Source organism: Kribbella sp. NPDC051620 (genome assembly GCF_044453825.1).
Lineage (GTDB): Bacteria > Actinomycetota > Actinomycetes > Propionibacteriales > Kribbellaceae > Kribbella.
This window is the reverse complement of the sequence record NZ_JBITDB010000009.1, coordinates 79223-93567: the sequence shown is the minus strand read 5'-3', so window position 1 is coordinate 93567 and position 14345 is coordinate 79223. Positions and strand designations below refer to the sequence as shown.

Here is a 14345-nt window from a genome sequence, read left to right as displayed (position 1 = left end):
GTGAGCGAGGTGGCGGCCCGGGGCGAGCGAGGTGGTGGGCGCGACTTTGGGCATGGGGCGGTCGCCTGGATGGCGAGAACGTGGCTGGTGGGTGCTCAAAGTCGGGCGTCGGGGTGCAGCGCAGTGGGCGCTTCGAGTGGGGGGTTGGGTGCAGCGCGGTGGGTGCCTGGAGTGGGGATTGGGTGCAGGGAGGTGGGGTTTTACGAGGTGGCAATGGGATGGCAATGGGGGGTGTGGGTGTGGGCGGGAGAGTTGGGGGATGGAGCAGCTTCGGGTGACTGTTAGTGCTGGTACTGCTTGTGAGGTTTGTGGGCGGATGCCTCATCCGGCTCGGGTGCGGTTGACGGTGGCCAAGTTGGCGGCGATCTTTCCGGTGGAGCTTGCGTTGCATGCGGGGATTGTGGCGATTCATCCGCCGTATCTGGTCGCGGTCAGTCTGTTGGCGGTCACGACGACGGCGCTGGCTATCTGGGTGATCGAGCCGTCGACGATGCGGCTGTTGCGGACGTGGTTGCATGCGCCTGGGCATCGGGTTCGGCGGCGGGCGGAGGCTGGGTTGGCGCAGGCGGGTTCGCTGTGGCGGATCAGGGTGACGCTCGAGGATCGGGCTGGGGCGCTGGAGCAGCTGACCTTTGGGCTGGCTGAGTTGGAGGCCAACATTCTTGGGCTGCACGTTCATCCGGTGCTGGACGGCGTACGGGACGAGCTGGTCGTTTCCACGCCTGATGGAATCGGGCCGGACGATCTCCTGCAGGTCGTCACCACGGCGGGTGGGCGTGAGGTGCATGTCTGGCCGACTACGACGCTCGCGTTGGTTGATGGGCAGACGACGGCGTTGAGTCTGTCCGCGCAGGTGGTGGCGGATCCGGCCGAGTTGCCGCATGCGGTGGCCGAGCTGCTCGGCGCCCAGCTGATCACCGACCCGGAATCGTTCCAAGGCAAAGCCCTGCCGACCGACGGGACGATCCTGAAGGTTCCGTCGCCCTGGAGCGGGCTCTATGTGTTCACCCGCCCGGGCGAACCGTTCACCCCAGCCGAGTCGGCAAGAGCGCACCGCCTCGCCGAGGTCGCCGAAACCGCGCGCGCCCTCAGCGCGGACCGATGATCAGTCGCGGTTGGTGACCTCGAAGGCGACTACTGCTGCGGCGACCGCGACGTTCAGGGACTCGACCCCGGCGTGCAGCGGGATCTGCAGGTCCTCGTCGGTGGTGACCGTGATGCCGTTGGTTTCGCCGCCCAGGACGAAGACGGCTCGGTCGGCCAGCTCCGCCTTGAAGAGGGACTGCTTCGAGCGGGCCGAGAGCCCGTAGACGCGGTACCCGGCCTCGGTCAGCAGATTGACCGCGGCCTTGGCCGTCGCCACATTGACGATCGGCGCCTGGAAGGCGATGCCGGCCGAGGCTTTGATGACGAGCGGCCCGACATGCGGCGTACCAGCCCGAGGCAGGATCACCCCGTCAAAACCCGCGCCGGTCGCGGTCCGCAGGATCATCCCCACGTTGCCCGGGTTCGTGACGCCGTCCAGCAGGAACACCTTCGTCGGCCGCTTGCCCCGGGCCCGGACGAAGTCGGCCAGCGGCGTCATCCGAGGCGCGTCGACATCGGCCACCACGCCCTGATCGTGCTTGCCGTTCCCCGCCAGCCACTTCACCCGGGAAGCAGTCGCCCGCTCCACCGGCGTACCGGTTCGGGACGCGGCGCGCAGGATCTCGTCCAGCGATCCGCCGCCGGCGTTGTCCGCGACCACCACCTTCGCCACCGACAACGCGGGATCGTTCAGCGCCTCGAGCACCGGCTTACGCCCGAAGATGGTGATCCACTTGTCCCGGGGAGAGAGCTTCTCCCGCGCCTCCTGATCCACCGTCGTACCGTACCGCCGCGTCAGTAGGGGTCCGTAAGCGAGGTAGCTTGAACGATAGCGGTGTCCAGGTGCGTGCATCGTGGTGCTTGAGCAGTGGCCTCGATGCGGAGCATCGTGGGCGCTGGGCAAGTGCCGCGAGGTGCGTGCCTGGGCGCCGATAGCGTCAAGCTACCTCGCTTACGGACCCCTAGGCGTGCGGCGGCCGGTCACCACGGAGCAGCGCCAGCCCGGTCACGCTGACGATCAGGAACCAGCCGCCGACCACCCAGGTCAGCCCGGTCAGCCACCCCGGGATGTCGTCGCCACCCCCGGCGATGAACCCGAGCAGCACGATCGAGGTCAGCAGTCCCAGCGCCGGCCCCGCATCCCGCCGGGCCCGGCTGAACCCGTACGCCGCCAGGCTCAGCCCGGTCAGTACGACGCCGACCCCGATGTAGAAGATCGTCGCGTACCCGTTCGGGTCGCAGACCCCGGCGCCGCAGTACGCCGCACCCGAACGGTCGGCGACGATCGGCATCAGCACCGAAAACACAGCGACCACCACCGAACTGATCCAGCTCAACCGCCAGACGAAGGTCCGCATGGCCGTCAGCCGAGGACCGGACGCATGAAGCTGCGGTCGTACCGGATCACGCACCCCGTCTCGTCGCGGAACTTGTCGGCCGCGATGAAGTCCGGATGGACACCGAACAGCGTCCGGTACTGCTCGTAGTCGGCCAGACTCGGAAAGCTGAACAGCGCCAGCGCCTTGTCACTCGCCCCCTCCGAGGGCAGGAAATACCCGTGATGTGTGCCGCCGTGCTCGTTCACCAGCGCGATCCAGCGCCGGCCGAACTCCTCGAACGCGTCGAGCTTGGCCGGGTCGACGACGTACTCCACGACACACGTGATCATGATGAGCAGCCTGCCATGGCTGGGGTCAGGCGTGTTTGGGCGCGCGCCAGATCAGCGTGTTGCGCAGGTCGGTGGACGGGCGCTCGACGCTGTTGTTGTGCTTCGGCCGGTCGGCCCGGCCCCACGCGTCGTCGCCCAGCCACGGCGGTACGCCGAACGGCAGGTCGCGCGCCGGGATGCTCGCGTAGTCAGCCTCCAGGAACTTCGGCCCGTAGTTCGGTACCCCGGGATCGCCGTCCGGGTCAGGCGTGACGATCCCGCGCAACTCGGTGACGGCCGCCCGCCAACTGTCCAGCAGCACCTTCGGGCTGCGGCTGGACGGATGCGGCAGCTCGAAGACCGGTACGTCGGGCTTGTTCTCCCACAGCCGCACCGCCGTCTTCGCCTGTACTCCGAACGCCACGATCGCCTCGAGCTTCGGCCCGGTGATCAGCTCGAACAGCTTGTTGCGCCACTGCAACTGGTCGGGCTCGGACAGCAACGGGACCGCGTCCTGCGCATGCGACGGCAGCAGCGCGAACGCATACGCGTTGACCAGCGTGTAGCTCGACGTCAGCCCGACCTTGCCGAGGAAGCCCTGCACCCGCTGGCCCGCGTCGCCGACCAGCGTCCGGCCCGCGATCCGTTCGGTCGGCCCGGGATCGGATGCAATACCGAGCAGCCGCCCGGACCGATTCAACCGGCCGCGATAGAAGACCGGCCCCCAGTCGTGCCAGAAATACCGCCGGTACTCCGCGTAGCTCGGTAACTGCGCGAAATGCCGGGCCACCGCCATCGGCGGACCACCATCGAATTCGACCATCATCGCCACCCCCATGGACGCTCAATAGCCTACGCTCCTGAATAGCACCTGAAAGGGTGACGACCGGGGGAGGTCAAGCTGATGTTTGTCCTAAAGGGCAGGGTCGCGACGTTGCGGGCTGATGGCGCAGTGTTCAACCGGGGCGCGGTCTACGTCGGCGACGACGGGTTGATTGCCGCGGTGACGCCGGGTGACGCGATTCCGGCCGGGTTCGAGAATGCGCCGCGGATCACCGCCGGCGGGGTGATTTATCCCGGGCTGATCGATTTGCACAATCACTTGATGTACAACAGCCTGCCGCTGTGGACCGAGCCGAAGCGCAAAGTCCCGTGGACCTCGCACAACCAGTGGGGCGGCGCGGCGTCGTACAGCGGGACCATCAGCCAACCGGCGCGACTGCTCGGTGCGGCGGCCGGCCGGGCGCTTCTCCGGTACGCCGAAACGCGGGCGATCGTCGGTGGTACGACCTCCATCCAGGGCAATCCGCGCGGCGCCGTGCCGCCGGACAACGACCTGATCCGCAACATCGACTCCGAGCGACTCGGGACGCACGAGGACTACATCCGGGTCAGCACACTCGTTGCCGACAGCCCCGAAGCGCTCGAGTCCTACGTGGCGGCGGTCAAGCTCGGGCGCGGCTTCATCGCGCATACCGCCGAGGGGACGGATCCCAAGCTGCGCAAGGAGTTCCAGCTGCTCGACCAGGTCGGCGTGGTCAAGCGGCAACTGGTCGCGATTCACGGCGCCGCGCTGACGGGCGATGATCTCGCGCAGCTGCAGGCGGGGGACTCGAGCCTGGTCTGGTCGCCGTTCTCCAACTTCTGGCTGTACGGCGCCACCGCCGACGTCAAGACGGCCAAGGCCAAGGGCGTCCGGCTCTGCCTGGGCTCGGACTGGGGACCGTCCGGCACCCGCAACATCCTCTGGGAACTCAAGGTCGCCGACCTCTGGAACAAGTCGCAGCCCACTCCCGTCTTCACCGACGAGGACCTGGTCCGCCTGGCGACCTCCAACCCCGGCGAGGCTCTCTCCGGCATTTGGCCCCATCCCCTGGGCCGGATCGAAAAAGGTGCCCTGGCCGACCTGATCGTCACCACCCCCGGTACCGACGTCTACCGCAACCTCATCGACGCCACCGAGTCCGACATCCGCCTGGTCGTCATCGGCGGCCGAGCCCGGTACGGCGTACGCCCCCTGATGTCAGCCCTCGCTCCAACCGCAACCCCCATCACCGTCGGCCGCCTGGCCCGCTCCATTGACTACGGCGACCCCGCCACCACCTGGAAGACAGTCCTCGCCGCCCTCGACAAGGTCCGCAAAAACCCAGCCTTAGCAGCCCAACGCGCCGCCGACGCCTTCCACGCCCTAGCCACCGCCGGCATCTTCGCCACCGGCACAACAGGCGCGTACACCCCAGGCGCAGGTCTGGCGGCGGGCGCCGCGGGAGCGGAGGCCGGCGGTGTCGACGCGTTCGGGGTCGATGCGTTCGCGGGTGTGGGTAGTGCTGGTGGTGCGTTTGTGTTGTTGCCTGATATGCCGGCGCCGGAGCTTGATGTGGCGGATCGGATGCGGCGTGGTCCCGCGGCCGAGACGCCGCAAGCGGTGGTGGTTCCACCGCCTGAGCCGTTGACCACCGGACCCAGCTGGTTCGACGCCGTCGACGCCAACCCCTTCCACGGAGGCCTGCTGTCCGGCCTCCGCGACTACGCCTGAACGCCAGACCTCAGCGAGCAGGCTTGCTCGCCTTCCCGTCCAGCCACAAAGTGTTCGACTCATCCCGGTGCACCCCGGTCGACCCGACATGCTTGTCGCCGATCGTCGCTCCGTTCTTGATCACGTACACCAGCGCCATCGCATGCCCCCGCCCCAACCCGTAGTCCTCCTTCAACCAGTCGCACACCGGCCCAGCCTTGGTCGACGGCCCCTCGAACCCCCGCCCCCGCGCCAGCTCCACCAACTCCCGAGGCGTCAGCCCGGTCTTCTCCTCGATGTTGTCCAAGTACGCCTGAAACGACATCCCACTCACCTCTCTCACCAGGGCGGCCCGGTTGCCCGCCACACCCCAGCGTCGAACTGCCTCCCCACAAATCGACACCGGCGCGCACAATAAGCAAGCCAGTTAGCAATCGACGCCGTGGGCATAAGGACGAGATCTCGGATGAGTCAGGACACCAAGGCGGGCGGACGGCTGGGCGACTCGTCCTTGCTGCGCAGACTCAACCACTCCGCGGCCCTGAGTGCCTTCGTGAACGCGCCCAGCCTGACGCTGCGCGAGCTCCGCGTGGTGGTCGGCGTCTCCCGCCCGACCGCCGAGGATCTGCTGGCCGAGTTGCTGACCGAGGGCCGTGTCGAGGAGACAGCGCCACCCCGCACAGCGACCGGCCGCAGCGCCGGCCGACCGGCCCGGCACTTCAGGTTCCGGGCAGAGTCCGGCTATGTCAGCGGTATCGACATCGGGGCCCACAAGACGATGGCTGTCGTCACCGATCTGCGCGGCAACACATTGGCCACCCGACGGCTCGAGCTGGATCCCGACCTGCCCGCGACCGAGCGACTCCAGGCAGCGATCGACACCACCAAGGCCTGCTGGGCGGACGCCGAGCTGGAGCCCACCACGATCACCGGTATCGCCTGCGGGATCACCGGAACGCTGCGGGCCGCCGAGGGCGTGTCCGACGTGCGGGTCGGCCCGGTCGGCTCGGGCCTGACGCCGTACTCGCTGCCTGGATTCACCGAGGTCGACGTCGCGAAGGCCTTGTCCGATGGGCTTGGCAAGCAGGTCGCCGTGGCCAATGACGTGAAGCTCGCCGCGCTGGCCGAGCACTGGAAGGGCGCGGTACAGGAGCACCGGGACATCGTCTACATGTTCGCCGGGCATCGCGCGGGCGCCGGCGTACTGATCGATGGGCAGGTCCATCAGGGCCGGCATGGCGCCGCCGGGGAAATCGGAGCTCTGCCGATGCTCGGCTGGGAGGCGGCTGTCGATCGACTGCGTGCCCGCGGAGCCGCGCTTGCTGCCGAGGCCGGAGCTCCACCCGGCCGGGAAGGTGAGTTCGTGATCACCTCGGCCGCCCTGCAGGATCCCGAGAGTCTGACCGTACTGATCGAGTTCGCCGAGGTACTCGCGCGCGGCGCGGCCGTCCTGGCGCTGGCCGTCGACCCCGAGGTCGTCGTCCTGGGCGGTGGCATGTCCCGCGGCGGCGCGATCGTCGCCGAGCCGTTCCGGCGCGAGCTGGCCAAGCTGACCCTGGTCCCGCTCAAGGTGGTCACCTCGACGATGGGCGCCGACTCGGTCGCCCTCGGCGCGGCCCGGCTGGCGCTCGACTCGGTCTTCGCCGACCTGCTCACCGTCCCCGGCAGCTGACCCGGATTTTCGGTGGTTGTGCCAGGCTTGGTCCTGCGAGTCACCGACGGAAGGATGTTCAGGATGACGAACGACGCCGGGATCCGGCCCGAGGTCGCGCCCTCGGGGCCGGGCTGTGTCGAGTGCACCGACGGCGGCGGCTGGTGGTTCCACCTGCGCCGCTGCGCCGAGTGCGGGCACATCGGCTGCTGCGACAGCTCGCCCGCACAGCACGCCAGCGCGCACGCCGCGGAGACGGGCCACCCGATCATCCAGTCCTTCGAGCCGGGCGAGGACTGGTTCTGGGACTACACCACCGAGCAGATCGTCGAAGGCCCCGACCTCGCGCCCCCGGCGAACCACCCGGTCGACCAGCCGGCCCCCGGCCCGCAGGGCGCAGTACCGGCCGACTGGGTCGAGCACATCCACCAGTAGGGAATGTTCACCCCCTGATCCCTGTTGCGCCTCCTGCAACCCGCAACAGGGAGGACATCATGAAGGTCCGCAGGTCTCTACGTTCGCTCAAGTCAAAACCCGGCGCCCAGGTGGTCAAGCGCGGTAAGAGGGTCTACGTCCTCAACCGGAAGACCCCTCGCCTCCAGGCTCGCCAAGGCTGATCCACCGCTTGATCCCCGGCATCTGCCGGGGATCAATGGTGTGGCCACCCTCGAATCCCAGCAGCTCGACGTCGGCGGCACGCCGGCGCAGGTTGGCGGCAAGAGTCCGGGTCTGCTCGGCAGTCGCCATCGGGTCCCGGTCGCCATTGACGATCAGCACCCGCTTGCCTTTCAAACTGTCATCTGACGGCCCGGCGTCCGCGAAGGGCACCATCGCGCCCAGCAGTACCGCACCGGCGAGCGACTCCGGATGGCGCAGCAGCAGCGCGGAGGCCATGTTGGCCCCGTTGGAGAAGCCGACGGCGAGCCAGGAGCCGGCCGGTACGCCGTACTTCCGCTCCGCCTCCGTCAGAAACTCAGCCAGCTCATCCGCCCGCGCCCGCAGATCGTCCTCATCGAAGACCCCCTCCTGGAAGCGCCGGAAGAACCGCGGCATCCCGTCCTCCAGTACGGTCCCCCGCGGCGACAACACCGGCGACGACGGCGACAGGTGATCCCGCAACGGCAGCAGTTGCTCCTCGTTGCCTCCGGTCGAATGCAGGAGCAGCAACGGCGGCGTACCGGTCCCGGGCAGCCAGACGTGCGGCCGGTCACTCATCGATCGGAGCAGCCGGAAGCCGGAGCGCCGGCAGTGAGTTCTGGATCTGTTCGCGATTCGGCTCGAGCCACGGCGGCAACTTGAGATGCTGCCCCAGCTCCAGCAGCGGCTCATCCACGGTGAACCCTGGCTGATCAGTCGCGATCTCCAGCAACACCCCACCCGGCTCGCGGAAGTAGATCGACGTGAAGTACTGGCGATCGAGGATCTCCGTCACGTGGATCCCGGCCTCCAGCAACTGCAGCCGCCACTGCGCCTGGGTTTCCTGATCCGGTGCCCGGAACGCGATGTGGTGCACGGTCCCAGCCGCCTGGAAGCCGCGAGACTCCTTGCTGGGCAGGACATCCACCGCTGTCCCCTGCTGGCCGCCACCCATCACCAGCCGGGTGCGATCCGACGTGTTGTGCCCGTACTCCATCCCGAGCATCCCGGCCAGCATCTGCTCGGTCGGCTCCAGCTCCGCCTCGGTCATCGTCACCGAGTACAGCCCCCGAACAGCACTGTCAGCCGGTACTGCGGCAGCCCCGTCCCACCCCGACCGCGTGTCCCCGTCCGACGCGACCAGCTCGATCACCAGCCCGTCGGGGTCGCGGAACCGGAGTACCTCCTCATCGGACCGCGCGACCGGATCATCCGCGTCGACGCCGAGCTCCTTGAGCCGCTTCTGCCACCAGCCGAGCGCCTCCGGCGGAATGCTGAACGCCGTCGCCGTGGTCATCCCGGTGCCCTGCTGACCGGCTTCGGCACCGGGCCAGGCGAAGAACGTGAGCAGCGTCGAGGGGTTGCCGGACTCGTCCCCGTAGTACAGGTGGTACCGGTCGGGCGCATCGAAGTTGACGGTCTGCTTCACCAGCCGCAGGCCGAGCACCGAGGTGTAGAAGTCGACATTGCGTTGCGGATCCTCCGCGATGGCCGTGACATGGTGCAGACCGTGCGGCGCGAGTGCGACAGACATCAGCCCATTCCTCTCTCCGGGATAACTTGAACATATGCCTGACTATCCCGCGTCGATCGCTCAGACGGACCACCTCGAGCCGGTACCACGGCGGATCCGGGCAATGCTCGGCTCCCAGGTCGTGCTGGACACCACTCGGGCGGTCTACCTCTGGGAATGGCCCAACTACCCGCAGTACTACATCCCGCTCGCCGACGTCACTCCCGGCGTCCTCGTCGACGAGGACCATCCACAGAAACTGAAGCGCGGTACTGCGAGACGCCACGCCCTCCAAGTCGGCGCCATCCACCGCCCGGCCGCCGCACGTGTCTACGGCGATGACGCGATCAGCGGGCTGCCCGGCATGGTCCGCTTCGAGTGGGCGGCCCTGGACGCGTGGTTCGAGGAGGACGAGCAGGTCTTCGTCCATCCCCGCAACCCGTACACCCGGGTCGACTCCCTGCGCTCGACCCGCCACATACAGGTCTCGCTGGACGGTCTCGTGCTGGCCGCTTCCTCGTCGACCGTGATGGTCTTCGAGACCGGCCTCCCGACCCGGTACTACTTCAACCGCACCGAGGTCGACTTCACCCACCTGGAACCGTCCGGCACCGAAACCGCCTGCCCCTACAAAGGCAGAACGACCGGCTACTGGTCCGTCCGCTCCGGCACCACCCTGCACGAGGACCTCGCCTGGGTCTACGACTTCCCCACCCTCGCCCTGCAACCCATCGCCGGCCTGATCGCCTTCTACAACGAGAAGGTCGACATCGCGATCGACGGTACCCCGATCGACCGCGTCGTCACGCACTTCTCCTAGCTGACGCCTGCGAAGAAGTCCGCCGCCGGGATGGTGAAGTTGAGGAGGGCTCCTTCGCGCTCGGCGGTCGCGGTGGGCCAGCGGCGGCGGACCATTCGGAGGACCCGGTCGTTCATGGCGCTCACCATCACGACGAACTGAGCCGCGCCCGAGGCGATGGCGTCGTGCGCGGCCGCGGTCAGCATCCGTACGCCGAGGCCGCGACGCTGCTCCGGTTCCGCGACGATCAAGGCCAGCTCGGCCGTCGGAACGGCAGCGCCGTTGACCCACGCCCACATCGCATGGCCGACCACCTCACGGTCGCGCTCGGCGACCCAGGCGGCGCCGTTCGGGCAGACCAGTTGCTGCACCAGCGCCGGTCGCGGTGGCTTGCCGATCGCCGTCTGGAATCGCATGTACAGGCTGAAATCGGGCATCCCGTCGAGCATCCCCGACAGCGACTCCACATCGGCGTCGCCGGCTCGCCGGAGTACGAGCTGATCCGCCTCGACCACCTGAGTCTGATTCACGGATTCAGCTTCCATCGGCTTGGCTGAGTCTGTCAAGTAGACGTAGCCTGGGAGTCATGAGCACTCAGGCGGCGGTACCGGAGGCCATGCACTGGTCGACCGAGAACTGCACGATCTCCCGGACGATGGAGATCCTCGGCGAGAAGTGGACCTTCCACGTCCTGCGGGAGGTTTTTGTCGGGGTCCGCCGGTTCGAGGACATCCGCGCCCGCGCGAACATCCCCCGCCAGGTCCTCACCGACCGGCTGACCGCCCTGATCGACCGCGGCCTGCTCCGCCGCGAGGCCTACCGGATCCCCGGCCAGCGCGAACGCTACGAATACCGCCTCACCCAGGCAGGCCTCGACCTCTACCCGGTCATGGTCGCCCTGGTCCAGTGGGGCGACCAGTACCTACCGCTGGACGGCGGCCCACCCTTGCTCCCCGAGCACCGAGGCTGCGGCGGCCGAGTAGAAGTCACCCTCCACTGCGAAGCCGGCCACACGCCCACACCGCGCGAGGTAGCCTTCCGCCCCGGCCCCGGCGCCACCCCCCGCGAGGTCAGCTGACGGAAACGCGCGACAACTCGGCGGTCGAGTCGCGCACGATCAGCCTGGTAGCCAACTCCACGTGATGCGAGTCGACCTTCTCGCCGGCCGCCAATTGCAGGGCAGTACGAAGCGCGACCGCGCCCATCTCCCGCAGCGGCTGCCGGACCGTCGTCAACTGCGGCGAAGCGAGCCGCGCCACCTGGGTGTCATCGAACCCGATCACACTGAGATCCTCAGGAACCCGAAGCCCACGCGCCCGCGCCGCCTCCATCACCCCCAGCGCGGTCTCGTCACTGCCCGCGAAGATCGCCGTCGGCGGCTCCGGCAGATCGAGCAGATCAGCCCCACCCGCGAGCCCGTCCTCGTAGAGAAACTCGCGAAGCCACACATACTCCCTCGGCACCGAGACCCCCGCCGCCTCCATCGCACCGCGGAAGCCGTTCAACCGCGCCTGGTTGCAGCCCGAACTCGGCGGCCCACCCAGATAAGCGATCCGCCGATGCCCGAGTGACAACAGATGCTCGGTCGCCGCCATCCCGCCCGCGAAGTTCGTCGAGCCCACGCTCGTCACATCCGGCTGCGCGATGCTGATCGGATCGACCACCACCAGCGGCAACCGAGCCCGCGACAACGCCGCCAGATCGGCGTCAGTCAACTCGCAGGTGATCCCGATCGCCGCCCGGCGCCCGGTCGCGGTCAACTCCCGGATCCAGGCAGCCGCCCGGCCGGTACTACGAGACGCAGTCGGATGCGGTCGCGAACTGAGCACCACATCCACGTCGGCCGCCTGCCCCGCCTCGACCACCCCCTGGATCACCTCGACCGAGTAGCTGTTGAGGAATCCCTGGTAGAACAACTCGACCGTGAGCCGCTCGACCTGCTCCGGCCGGCGCCCGACGTACTCGTGCGCGCGGAGGATCTCCTGCACCCGGGCACGCGTCGACTCGGACACATCGCTGCGTCCGTTGAGCACCTTGGAGACCGTCGCGACCGACACTCCCGCCGTGGCGGCAACGGTCGCCAGCGTGACCCGCCCAGTCAAGCGCTCCTCCTCACGACGCTCTCCGAATCTCACAGGGGGTGACCATCGTACGATCGTGCCCCACCACGCGCGTCGCACCGACCAGCCGGACAACCGCACGGCACGGCAGGTCCGCCGACGAAGTCCCCACCAGCACCTCGAGCTCGCCCGCCTCGACGATGCGGCGCAGATCCGCCCCACTGTAAGCCGTCCGGTCCGCGTCCACCTCGAACGCCACCTCGACCGCCTCGCCCGGATCCAGCGACACCCGGGCGAACCCGGTCAGCAACTTCAACGGCCGAGCCACCTGCGCCACCACGTCGTGCAGGTAGAGCTGCACCACCTCGTCACCCCGCCGAGCGCCCGTGTTCCGCACCCGCACCGTGGCGACGAAGGAGCCATCGGTCGCGATCTCCTCAGCACTCAACGTCAAGCCGTCAAGCTCGAAAGTCGTGTAGGACGAGCCGTAGCCGAACGGATACAGCGGCACCGCCTCCAGCCCGCTGATGCCCGCGCTCTCCACACTCCCGAGCGCCGGCTGCAGGTACGTTCCCGGCTGTCCACCCACGTTCCGCGGAATCTGCACCGGCAACTTCCCGCCAGGCACCACCCGCCCGCTCAACACGCCGGCGATCGCGGCCCCGCCCTCCTGCCCAGGAAAGAACGCCTGCACCAATCCGGCAGCCCGTCCAGCGATCTCACCCAACGCGTAAGGCCGTCCGGACACGACCACCACCACTACCGGCGTACCGGTCTCGAGCAAGGCATCGACCAGCTCAGCCTGTACTCCGGGCAGCCGCAGATCTTCCGCATCGCATCCCTCACCAGAGGATCCCTGACCGAAGAGCCCGGACAGATCCCCCACACACGCGATCACCACATCCGCGTCGCGCGCGGCCTCGACGGCAGCGGCGAACCCGGACCGGTCATCTCCGAGCACGGCGCTCCCCTGCTCGTAGACGCACCCTGGAATCTCGTTGCTCAGGGCATCGAACAGCGTCGGCACCGAGATCCCCATGCCCCGCTCCGGATAGCGCGGCAACACGTGGTTGGGAAAGGCGTAACACCCCATGAACGTCCTCGGGTCTCCCGCACACGGCCCGACCACCGCGACCCGCTGTGGCGACAGGCGTTCCAACGGCAGCGCGGTACCGGCGTCGAGCAACACCACTGAACGCTCGGCGATCTCCAGCGCCAGCGCACGGTTCTCGGCAGAGTCGAAATCGCACTGCCCGAGCGACCCTTCCGGCGTCCACGAAGGATCGAGCAGCCCCAATCGCACCTTCTGCAGCAGGACTCTGCGAGCAGCGCGGTCGATCAGATCCTCGGACAGTTCGCCCGACTCGACCCGCTCGACCAGCCCCGCACCGAACCCGATGGTGTCCGGCAACTCGACATCGGTGCCTGCGGCAAGCGCCAGCGCACCGGCGTCTTCAGCCGTGGCGGCCACCCGGTGCATGCTGGCCAGGAACGGCACCGCCCAGTAGTCCGACACCACCGTCCCGGTGAATCCCCACTCGTCCCGCAACACCTGCGTGAACAGCCACGAGTCCGCTCCAGCGGGAAGGCCGTCGACATCGGCGTACGAGGTCATCACCGACCCCGCATCCGCGATGGCCATCTCGAAGGTCGGCAAGATGACATCCAGCAACTCCCGCCGCCCGATCGACACCGGCCCGTGGTTGCGTCCCGCGCGCGAGGCGGAGTACCCGGCGAAGTGTTTCAGCGTCGCGATCACCCCGGAGCTCTGCAACCCGCGCACGTACGCCGACCCCAGCATCCCAACCAGATAAGGGTCTTCGCCCAGCGTCTCCTCGACCCGGCCCCACCGGTAGTCACGCACGACATCGAGCACCGGCGACAGCCCCTGGTGAACCCCGGCCGCGGCCATGTCCCGTCCGATCGCCGCCGCCATCCGCTCCACCAGCGCCGGATCGAATGTCGCGCCCCAAGCCAGCGCCGTCGGATAGACCGTCGCCCCGTAGGTCGTGAACCCGGTCAGACACTCCTCGTGCACCAACGCCGGTACGCCGAGCCGCGACCGGTCGAGCACCACGCGATGCTGACGAAGCAGTTCCGCCTTGCCCTCGTAGACCGAGAGCGGAACGCTGCCCCAGACCCTGGTGAGCTGACCGAGACCGTGCCGGCTCGCCTCCGCCAGCGGGACGGAGCCACCCGCGGCGAAGACGTCCTGCATCGGCGCCACGTTGAGCGGCTCTTCGGCGGGCTTCTCCGACCCGGCGAGGTCACCGCCGGCCATGTCGTTGCCGACCCAGCGACTGCCGAGCTGCGCCACCTTCTCGGCCGGCGTCATCGCCTGCAACAACAAGTCGGCCCGCTTCTCGGCCGGAAGTGCAGTGTCGCGCCAAGGCTGGTTTTCGAAATGTTTCGCTGGTGACGGCTGGCTCATAACGCT

The 14345-nt window shown here is 68.3% G+C and carries 17 protein-coding genes; 7 read left to right on the top strand and 10 right to left on the bottom strand.

The genetic code is table 11. The features are described 5' to 3' along the window. Positions 1-259 precede the first annotated feature (259 nt). Positions 260-1105 (top strand): amino acid-binding protein, encoded by an 846-nt coding sequence (locus ACIA12_RS37045; protein ID WP_396372022.1) that lies wholly within the window; start codon positions 260-262, stop codon positions 1103-1105. Here ACIA12_RS37045 and ACIA12_RS37040 read toward each other — a convergent pair whose 3' ends face one another. From ACIA12_RS37040 to ACIA12_RS37025, 4 genes are all read right to left on the bottom strand, one after another. Beyond that, the gene (locus ACIA12_RS37040; RefSeq protein ID WP_396372021.1) at positions 1106-1861 is read right to left on the bottom strand and encodes a TrmH family RNA methyltransferase; all 756 of its coding nucleotides are present in this window, start codon (positions 1859-1861) and stop codon (positions 1106-1108) included. It lies immediately after the preceding gene. A gap of 187 nt (positions 1862-2048) precedes the next feature. After that, positions 2049-2444, bottom strand: coding sequence for a hypothetical protein (locus ACIA12_RS37035; protein ID WP_396372020.1), 396 nt, complete (start codon positions 2442-2444; stop codon positions 2049-2051). 5 nt (positions 2445-2449) lie between these two features. Then, the gene (locus tag ACIA12_RS37030) at positions 2450-2755 is read right to left on the bottom strand and encodes an NIPSNAP family protein (RefSeq protein ID WP_396372019.1); all 306 of its coding nucleotides are present in this window, start codon (positions 2753-2755) and stop codon (positions 2450-2452) included. Between the two features lie 25 nt (positions 2756-2780). Further along, entirely contained in the window at positions 2781-3557 is a 777-nt protein-coding gene (locus ACIA12_RS37025; protein ID WP_396372018.1) for a hypothetical protein, read from the bottom strand. An 81-nt stretch (positions 3558-3638) separates the two neighbouring features. On the opposite strand from ACIA12_RS37025, the gene ACIA12_RS37020 reads away from it, so the two are divergent. Further along, entirely contained in the window at positions 3639-5270 is a 1632-nt protein-coding gene (locus ACIA12_RS37020) for an amidohydrolase family protein (RefSeq protein ID WP_396372017.1), read from the top strand. A gap of 10 nt (positions 5271-5280) precedes the next feature. On the opposite strand, the gene ACIA12_RS37015 is transcribed toward ACIA12_RS37020, so the two are convergent. Beyond that, positions 5281-5574, bottom strand: coding sequence for a DUF4287 domain-containing protein (locus tag ACIA12_RS37015; RefSeq protein WP_396372016.1), 294 nt, complete (start codon positions 5572-5574; stop codon positions 5281-5283). 141 nt (positions 5575-5715) lie between these two features. Between ACIA12_RS37015 and ACIA12_RS37010 the strand changes: the two genes are divergently transcribed. The 3 genes from ACIA12_RS37010 (at position 5716) to ACIA12_RS37000 (ending at position 7517) form a co-directional block, all read left to right on the top strand. Continuing rightward, complete coding sequence (locus tag ACIA12_RS37010) at positions 5716-6921, top strand: ROK family protein (RefSeq protein ID WP_396372015.1); 1206 nt, start codon at positions 5716-5718, stop codon at positions 6919-6921. Between the two features lie 63 nt (positions 6922-6984). Beyond that, a complete protein-coding gene (locus ACIA12_RS37005) occupies positions 6985-7335 on the top strand; it encodes a UBP-type zinc finger domain-containing protein (RefSeq protein ID WP_396372014.1) in 351 nt (116 codons plus the stop codon). Between the two features lie 59 nt (positions 7336-7394). Further along, a complete protein-coding gene (locus tag ACIA12_RS37000) occupies positions 7395-7517 on the top strand; it encodes a ribosomal protein bL36 (protein WP_396372013.1) in 123 nt (40 codons plus the stop codon). On the opposite strand, the gene ACIA12_RS36995 is transcribed toward ACIA12_RS37000, so the two are convergent. Both ACIA12_RS36995 and ACIA12_RS36990 read right to left on the bottom strand, forming a co-directional pair. Continuing rightward, positions 7477-8115 carry an alpha/beta hydrolase gene (locus ACIA12_RS36995; protein WP_396372012.1) on the bottom strand — a complete coding sequence of 213 codons (639 nt, stop codon included), beginning with the start codon at positions 8113-8115 and terminating at the stop codon, positions 7477-7479. The two genes, ACIA12_RS37000 and ACIA12_RS36995, sit on opposite strands and share 41 nt — an antisense overlap. Then, positions 8108-9070, bottom strand: a complete 963-nt coding sequence (locus ACIA12_RS36990; protein WP_396372011.1) for a ring-cleaving dioxygenase — start codon at positions 9068-9070, stop codon at positions 8108-8110. Before ACIA12_RS36990 ends, ACIA12_RS36995 begins: the two co-directional genes overlap by 8 nt. A gap of 34 nt (positions 9071-9104) precedes the next feature. Here ACIA12_RS36990 and ACIA12_RS36985 point away from each other — a divergent pair, with 34 nt between their 5' ends. Beyond that, positions 9105-9869, top strand: a complete 765-nt coding sequence (locus ACIA12_RS36985) for a DUF427 domain-containing protein (RefSeq protein WP_396372010.1) — start codon at positions 9105-9107, stop codon at positions 9867-9869. Here the strand turns inward: ACIA12_RS36985 and ACIA12_RS36980 are convergent. Continuing rightward, positions 9866-10378 (bottom strand): GNAT family N-acetyltransferase, encoded by a 513-nt coding sequence (locus ACIA12_RS36980; RefSeq protein WP_396372009.1) that lies wholly within the window; start codon positions 10376-10378, stop codon positions 9866-9868. The genes ACIA12_RS36985 and ACIA12_RS36980 overlap by 4 nt on opposite strands. Before the next feature lie 56 nt (positions 10379-10434). Here ACIA12_RS36980 and ACIA12_RS36975 point away from each other — a divergent pair, with 56 nt between their 5' ends. Next, complete coding sequence (locus ACIA12_RS36975; protein ID WP_396372008.1) at positions 10435-10926, top strand: winged helix-turn-helix transcriptional regulator; 492 nt, start codon at positions 10435-10437, stop codon at positions 10924-10926. Here ACIA12_RS36975 and ACIA12_RS36970 read toward each other — a convergent pair. Further along, the gene (locus tag ACIA12_RS36970) at positions 10919-11950 is read right to left on the bottom strand and encodes a LacI family DNA-binding transcriptional regulator (protein WP_396372007.1); all 1032 of its coding nucleotides are present in this window, start codon (positions 11948-11950) and stop codon (positions 10919-10921) included. The two genes, ACIA12_RS36975 and ACIA12_RS36970, sit on opposite strands and share 8 nt — an antisense overlap. A gap of 10 nt (positions 11951-11960) precedes the next feature. Continuing rightward, positions 11961-14339, bottom strand: coding sequence for a glycoside hydrolase family 3 N-terminal domain-containing protein (locus ACIA12_RS36965; protein ID WP_396372006.1), 2379 nt, complete (start codon positions 14337-14339; stop codon positions 11961-11963). Between the last annotated feature and the right edge of the window lie 6 nt (positions 14340-14345).

Bases quoted from the DNA above. Each gene is read 5' to 3' on its own strand.
- ACIA12_RS37035 (WP_396372020.1), bottom strand. From the start codon at position 2,444: ATGCGGACCTTCGTCTGGCGGTTGAGCTGGATCAGTTCGGTGGTGGTC.
- ACIA12_RS37000 (WP_396372013.1), top strand. From the start codon at position 7,395: ATGAAGGTCCGCAGGTCTCTACGTTCGCTCAAGTCAAAACCCGGCGCC.
- ACIA12_RS37025 (WP_396372018.1), bottom strand. From the start codon at position 3,557: ATGGTCGAATTCGATGGTGGTCCGCCGATGGCGGTGGCCCGGCATTTC.
- ACIA12_RS36985 (WP_396372010.1), top strand. From the start codon at position 9,105: ATGCCTGACTATCCCGCGTCGATCGCTCAGACGGACCACCTCGAGCCG.
- ACIA12_RS36965 (WP_396372006.1), bottom strand. From the start codon at position 14,339: ATGAGCCAGCCGTCACCAGCGAAACATTTCGAAAACCAGCCTTGGCGC.
- ACIA12_RS36975 (WP_396372008.1), top strand. From the start codon at position 10,435: ATGAGCACTCAGGCGGCGGTACCGGAGGCCATGCACTGGTCGACCGAG.
- ACIA12_RS37015 (WP_396372016.1), bottom strand. From the start codon at position 5,574: ATGTCGTTTCAGGCGTACTTGGACAACATCGAGGAGAAGACCGGGCTG.
- ACIA12_RS37020 (WP_396372017.1), top strand. From the start codon at position 3,639: ATGTTTGTCCTAAAGGGCAGGGTCGCGACGTTGCGGGCTGATGGCGCA.
- ACIA12_RS37045 (WP_396372022.1), top strand. From the start codon at position 260: ATGGAGCAGCTTCGGGTGACTGTTAGTGCTGGTACTGCTTGTGAGGTT.
- ACIA12_RS36990 (WP_396372011.1), bottom strand. From the start codon at position 9,070: ATGTCTGTCGCACTCGCGCCGCACGGTCTGCACCATGTCACGGCCATC.
- ACIA12_RS36995 (WP_396372012.1), bottom strand. From the start codon at position 8,115: ATGAGTGACCGGCCGCACGTCTGGCTGCCCGGGACCGGTACGCCGCCG.
- ACIA12_RS37010 (WP_396372015.1), top strand. From the start codon at position 5,716: ATGAGTCAGGACACCAAGGCGGGCGGACGGCTGGGCGACTCGTCCTTG.
- ACIA12_RS37030 (WP_396372019.1), bottom strand. From the start codon at position 2,755: ATGATCACGTGTGTCGTGGAGTACGTCGTCGACCCGGCCAAGCTCGAC.
- ACIA12_RS37005 (WP_396372014.1), top strand. From the start codon at position 6,985: ATGACGAACGACGCCGGGATCCGGCCCGAGGTCGCGCCCTCGGGGCCG.